The organism is Methylibium sp. (assembly GCF_013817345.1).
Classification (GTDB): Bacteria; Pseudomonadota; Gammaproteobacteria; order Burkholderiales; family Burkholderiaceae_C; genus Methylibium.
Genome location: NZ_JACDCW010000155.1, coordinates 1 through 5742, shown reverse-complemented (window position 1 = coordinate 5742; position 5742 = coordinate 1). Strand labels below are relative to the sequence as shown.

The 5742-nt window shown below is 71.1% G+C and carries 7 protein-coding genes; 4 read left to right on the top strand and 3 right to left on the bottom strand.

Translation table 11 applies throughout. The annotated features are described in order from the left end of the window. Positions 1 to 157: 157 nt before the first annotated feature. From H0W40_RS18745 to H0W40_RS18730, 4 genes are all read left to right on the top strand, one after another. The gene (locus tag H0W40_RS18745) at positions 158 to 1087 is read left to right on the top strand and encodes a lysylphosphatidylglycerol synthase domain-containing protein (RefSeq protein ID WP_292449280.1); all 930 of its coding nucleotides are present in this window, start codon (positions 158 to 160) and stop codon (positions 1085 to 1087) included. A gap of 66 nt (positions 1088 to 1153) precedes the next feature. Continuing rightward, the gene (locus H0W40_RS18740; RefSeq protein WP_292449278.1) at positions 1154 to 1315 is read left to right on the top strand and encodes a hypothetical protein; all 162 of its coding nucleotides are present in this window, start codon (positions 1154 to 1156) and stop codon (positions 1313 to 1315) included. 91 nt (positions 1316 to 1406) lie between these two features. After that, positions 1407 to 1760, top strand: coding sequence for a hypothetical protein (locus H0W40_RS18735; protein ID WP_292449277.1), 354 nt, complete (start codon positions 1407 to 1409; stop codon positions 1758 to 1760). Between the two features lie 6 nt (positions 1761 to 1766). Beyond that, on the top strand, positions 1767 to 2603 hold the full coding sequence (locus H0W40_RS18730; RefSeq protein ID WP_292449275.1) for a hypothetical protein: 837 nt from the start codon (positions 1767 to 1769) through the stop codon (positions 2601 to 2603). A gap of 313 nt (positions 2604 to 2916) precedes the next feature. Here the strand turns inward: H0W40_RS18730 and H0W40_RS18725 are convergent, their stop codons facing one another. From H0W40_RS18725 to H0W40_RS18715, 3 genes are all read right to left on the bottom strand, one after another. After that, positions 2917 to 3384 (bottom strand): TerB family tellurite resistance protein, encoded by a 468-nt coding sequence (locus H0W40_RS18725; RefSeq protein WP_292449273.1) that lies wholly within the window; start codon positions 3382 to 3384, stop codon positions 2917 to 2919. A gap of 22 nt (positions 3385 to 3406) precedes the next feature. Beyond that, positions 3407 to 3940, bottom strand: coding sequence for a hypothetical protein (locus tag H0W40_RS18720; RefSeq protein ID WP_292449272.1), 534 nt, complete (start codon positions 3938 to 3940; stop codon positions 3407 to 3409). A 332-nt stretch (positions 3941 to 4272) separates the two neighbouring features. Continuing rightward, positions 4273 to 5742 (bottom strand): hypothetical protein (locus tag H0W40_RS18715; RefSeq protein ID WP_292449271.1); only part of this gene is annotated, 1470 nt, incomplete at its 5' end.

The window sequence follows — 5742 nt, the reverse complement described above, 5'->3', positions numbered from 1 at the left end:
GGGCACGCGTGCACCGGGCCGACTGAGCACGGCGCGCCAGCAGACCGGGCCGGCCACAGCGACAGCGACGGCCGGAAAGAACCGGACGGCGGGAGGGGCCGCCGACGGCGCAGGCCCCCCGCCCGCCCGCCACCGCTGGTGGCCGCTCGCCAAGCGCGTGCTCACCGTGCTCTTCTTCGCCGCGGTCGCCTGGCTGATCTACCGGAACGCCCGCAACGTCGACTGGCGCGAGGTCGGCGCCGTGCTGCTCGACTATCCGAACGGCACGCTGTGGCTGGCCGCCGCGGTCGCCGCCGCGAGCCACGCGATCTACGGCACCTTCGACCTGCTCGGCCGGCACTGGACCGGCCATGGCCTGGCCGTGCGGCAGGTGGTGCCGGTCACCTTCGTCAGCTATGCCTTCAACCTCAACCTCGGCTCGCTGGTCGGCGGCATCGCCTTCCGCTACCGGCTCTATTCGCGGCTCGGTCTGGACACCGACACTACCAGCCGCGTGCTCGGCCTGAGCCTGGTCACCAACTGGCTGGGCTACCTGGTGCTGGCGGGCGGCGTCTTCGCGCTGCGCGTGATCACCCCGCCGGACGACTGGAAGTTCGGCGCGACGGCCCTGCAGGTGCTCGGCTTCGCGCTGCTGGCCGCGGCCGCGGGCTACCTGGCGCTGTGCGCAGCGCGGGCCGGTCACGAGTACAGCGTGCGCGGCCACCGGCTGGTGGTGCCCTCGCTGCGCATGGCGCTGTTGCAGCTGGCGCTGTCGATGGCCAACTGGGCGGTCATCGCCGGCGTGATCTACGTTCTGCTGCAGTTCAAGTTGCCCTACCCGCTGGTACTGGGCGTGCTGCTCATCGCCGCCGTGGCCGGCGTGGTGGCGCACATCCCGGCCGGCCTGGGTGTGCTGGAGGCGGTGTTCATCGCGCTGCTCGGCCACCGCGTGCCGCAAGGCGAACTGCTGGCCGCCCTGATCGCCTACCGCGCGATCTACTACCTGGCACCGATGCTCGCGGCGACGGCGCTGTACCTGACGCTGGAGGCGCGCGCCAAGAAGGGCGGCTCACCGGCAGCCCCGGCCCTGCACGGCAAGGCGGCCTGAGCGGCGGTCTCGGGCACAAGACCTGCTGCGTTCCTGCGTGCCTCGCCCCGCAGAAAGAGAACGCCCATGAACCAGCACACCGTGCCGCTGCCCACGCCAGAGCAGACACCGACCGCACCGACCCCCGCGCGCGAATTGCCCGGCATGCCGCCCGACGACCCGATCCCGCCTGAAATGGCGCCGGACGGAGACATGCCGACCCAGCCGCCGGCACAGCCGGCGAGCTGAGCGCAAGCCGGCCCGGCGCCCGAACTGCCGCGGCCCGTGCCCCTCCTAGAATTGCCGCCACGGGTGGCGCTTGATCATCCCGGGAGCCGACGTGGATCTGAAGTTGCCGATCGTCCTGTTCGATGAGCTGAGCGAAAGCGTCATCCGCTCGACCGCCATGCTCGATCTGGCCAGCGGCGAGATCCGCGGCGTGGAGTACGACAACTACGACAAGGACGCGCTCGGCCTGCCGGCCGAACACGAAAGCTACGAGTTCACCTCCGGCATGCTGTCCAGCGGCGAGCGCGAGGTGGAGTTCCGCGTCGAGGTCGACGTGCTGAATGGCACCTACTCGCTCACGCCCAGCGAACTGCTGGAACTCAAGGGCCGCGCCGCCAAGCTGTTTTCGGCGCCGCCGGGACAGGCCGGCCCCGACGTGCCCGCAAAGGTCATCAAGCGGCGTTAGCCACCGATGCGTCGCCTGTGGCTGCTGCCCCTTCTGGCCGTGGTACTGGCCGGCGCCTGGCTGGCGCCGCTCGATGCCTCGGCCACCCGGCAGGTCGAGTCCGGCTTGGCGCGCGCGGTGGCGAGCTTTGCGGCGGCGCGCGCGCTGAACGCGGCCATCTCCGTGGCGCAGGGCACCGAAGTGGCGGTGCATCCGGCGGGCGTGGGCGTGAGCCTGGCGCCGGGCCAGGCGCTCGACCCGATCAACGACCTGGTCGAACAGTTCGCCCTGTTGATGCTGGGCGCGAGCGTGTCCTTCGGCGTGCAGCTGGCGCTGATCAAGATGGGCGCGTTCTGGGCCGTTTCGCTGCTGCTGAGCGCCGTGGCGCTGGCCTGGACATGGGCGACCTGGCGCGAGCGCAGCTTGCCGCTGTGGCTCACGCGGCTGTTCGTCGGCCTGCTGCTGGTGCGCTTCGCAGTGCCGCTCGTGGCGCTGGGCAACGAGGCGGCGTTCCGGCTGTTCCTGAGCGAGGACTACCGGGCCGGGCAGGCCACCATCGAGCTGTCGAGCCGCGAGATCGCCAGTGCGGGCGCTCCGGGCACTCCCGTCACGCCCGAGCCGGCGCCCGCGCCGGGCGGCCTGGGCGAAAAGCTGCAGAACTGGTGGGACAGCGCCGCGTCGAAGGTCGACGTGAGCAAGCGGCTCGACGAGCTGAAAGAAGCCGCCGGGGGCGCCATCGACGACATCGTCCGGCTGATCGTCGTGTTCCTGCTGCAGACCGTGGTGCTGCCCTTGCTGCTGCTGTGGGGGCTGCTGCGCCTTGGCCGGGCGCTGTGCGAAGCGCCTCCGGCCAAGCCCCCCTGATCCGGGCCGGCAGCGCACCGCTTCATACCAAGCCGCATTCAAACGCATCAATGCTGGTGCTGCAGCGCAGCCTTGAACGACTGCAGAACCGAGCGTCTACGGTGGTGGCAGGAGCGCTGTGGCGGGTTGCTGTGTGGAGTGAAGTCAAGGAGGAGGGCTGGGCGTGAGCCCGGCCCGGGGGACATGAACGCAACACAGCGACCCGGCGCAGCGCTCGCGCGCTGAGCTTGCACAGTCGGCATTCCGAACAGGACCGAAGCCCGCTACAACTCTTCGACGGCTTCAATTCGATGCGTATGAACGCAATTTCGTATCAGTCGACTCCGGCGTCTTCCTTGGCGCGCATCTTGGCGCCCACGTAGGCGCCGTGCGGGATGTGGAGCAGGTCGGACACACGGCGCATCAGGTGGTTCTCGTGCGCACTGAGTTGGCCGTCGGCATAGGCCACGCGCCACATGTGCTCGATCATGCGCACCTTTTGCTCCATGCTGAACTCGGCGTTGATCTTCGAGGTGAAGCCGAAGTAGTCGGTGGCGTCGCGCGAAGCCTGCTCGGCGAGTTCGAGCAGGCGCGCCACCTCGTCGTCAGCCAGCGCGAACTTGCCCTGCAGCGCCCCGATGACGGCCTGCCGCTCGGCTGCGCTCAGGTCCGGATCGGCCCGCATCACTTCGACGAGCAGCACGGCCGTGGCGAGCTGAAGCGTGTGTTCCGCGCTTTCCGGCGCTTGCGCCGGTAAGGCCGGCATCAGGGAATCGAACAAATCCTTGAGGTTTTTCAGCATGGTTCGGGCGGTTGGTGAGACTTCAGCGCACCGTGTAGTCGCGCTCTTGCATGCACGCCAGCGTGGCGCGGTGGAACGCATCGGCCCGGGCGATCGCTCCCGGTTGCCCCAGCGCCCAGCGGTTGCAGTCATGCAGGTCGGCCTCGGTCCGAGCGGCGCTCTGGCCGCGGCGCGGATCGAAGACCGGATCGGGCGGGCCCTTGGCCAGGGGTTGAGGCGGCCGCTCGGTGAGCCGCTCCCGGTAGACAACGGGCGGCGGCAGCACCATGCCGTAGCCGGGGTAGCCCCAGGATGCCCACGGCGCACCGTAGCCATAGCCATAGCCGCCTGAGCCCATGCCAATGCCGATGCTCACACCCCCTCGCGAGCGGCCGGCGTGCCGGTGGCCATGATGACCCCGGCTCCAATGGCCGGCGTGATGCTGGCCGCTGTAGCCGGGGCCATGACCGCCGTGGCGGCCGCCGGCCTGGGCCGGAGCCATCCCACTGGAAAGCAACAAGGCGAGCGCCGCGCAGGCAGCGCCGACGAGTGTGTGGTGAGTGGTGACGATGCTCATGGCGAAATCCTGTCTGCAAGAAGGCGGTGCCGGACGGGCCTCGGCGCGCCGGTTCTTTGCGCCGCCGAAACCATAGCCTACGCCGACGCGCGGGCCCCCGCGTTCGCGCAGCCGTTGGCCGACGAGGGGCGCTACTCGCTAGGCTGGCGATCCGGAATGGCCTCGGTCCACACCGCCACTTCCCGCGGTGCCATCTGTCCAAGCGGCGCGAGCCGCGCGTCGCGCAAGCCTTGCTCCTCGATGTCGTCGAGATACTGCTCGCGTGAGAGCAGCGTGCCTTGGCACACCTGCCCGGCCGGCGGCGGCGCCCGCTGTTCCTCGCGCAGTCCCGCTCAAGCCCCGCCGCGCAGCAGCCGCGCCGGCGCCACCCGCATCTGACCGAGCAGGTAGCGCGCGCCCAGGCCCAGGCTGACCGCGCTGACGCCGAACGCCGTGACCGCGCCGGTCCAGTACAGCCCGCTGGCGTCGAGCTCCAGGCGCAGCCGCAATAACGCGAACGCCAGCGCACTGCCCACCACGACGGCGAAGCCGGCGGTCACCAGCGAGAGCAGCGCGTACTCCCAGCGCAGCGTGCGGCGCAGGCTGGCCAGGCGCGCGCCCAGCGTGTGCATCACGCTGGCCTCGTAGACCTGCCGCGCGCGGCTGGCCGCCACTACGCTGGCCAAAACCAGCAGGCTGGCGGCCAGGCACACGCCGGCGATCACCGCCAGCCCGGCGCTGGCGCGGCCCATCAGCGCACGCGTCTCGTCGAGCAGCGCCTCGGTGCGCACACTCACGATGTTGGGCGCTACGGCGGCGAGCCGGTCCTGCGCGGCGATGGCGTCCTGAGACGACAGCGATGCGGCACCGACGTGGCGGGTGATGAAGGGGTCGAGCACGCCGTCGCTGAAGATCGCCTCCAGCCACAGCCGCGCCTGGAAGCGGCGCTGGCTGTAGATGGCCGCGAGCTGCACCTCCACCGGCGCGCCCATGATCTCGAAGCGCAGGGTGTCGCCGACGCCCAGGCCGAGCTGATCGGCTTCGCGGTCTTCCATCGCCACCCTCGGCGCTCCTCGGTGGTCGGCCGGCCACCAGGCGCCGCGCGTCACGATCACGTCGTCGAAGTCGCCGCGGCGGTCGCTGAGCTTGTGGTCGTTGCGCGCCTCGCGCACGCGCCGGCCGTCGCTGCTGTCGCGCAAGGCCTCGCCGTTGACGGCGGCCAGCCGCCCGAGCACGAGCGGCGCGGTCTGCAGCTGCTGCAGGCTGGGCGCGCCTTGCAGCACCTTGCGCAGCGTGTCGAGCTGTTCGGTCTGCACGTCGTAGAACACCAGTGCCGGCGCCTGCTGCGGCACGGTTTCGTTGACGGTGCGCAGCAGCGTGGCCACGACCAGTGTGCAGGCGACCAGCAAGGTCAGCGCCGAGCCCAGCGACAGCAGGGACGCCCGCAGCGGCGAGCCCGGGCGCTGCAGGCCGGCCAGCGCCAGTCGCAGCTCGAATCCCGGCTGCCAGCGCGGGTGCGACAGCAGCCGGCGCGACAGGCCGCGCAGCCCGCGCAACACGCCTTCGAGCAGCACCAGCAACAGCACCGTCACGCCGACGAAGGCCAGGCCGAAGCGCGGGTCCGGCAGCACCCTCACCACCAGCGCGGCCACCGCCAGCGCGCACAGACCCGTCAAGGCCCAGGCCCGCGCTGGCGTGCGCAGGGCCGCACCGTCGATGCCGCGGAACAGCGCCGCGGGCGTGACGGTGAGCGCCCGGCCCAGTGCCGGCAAGGCGAAGGTCAAGGCGGTCAGCACGCCGAAGGCCAGTGCGGTGGCCAGCGG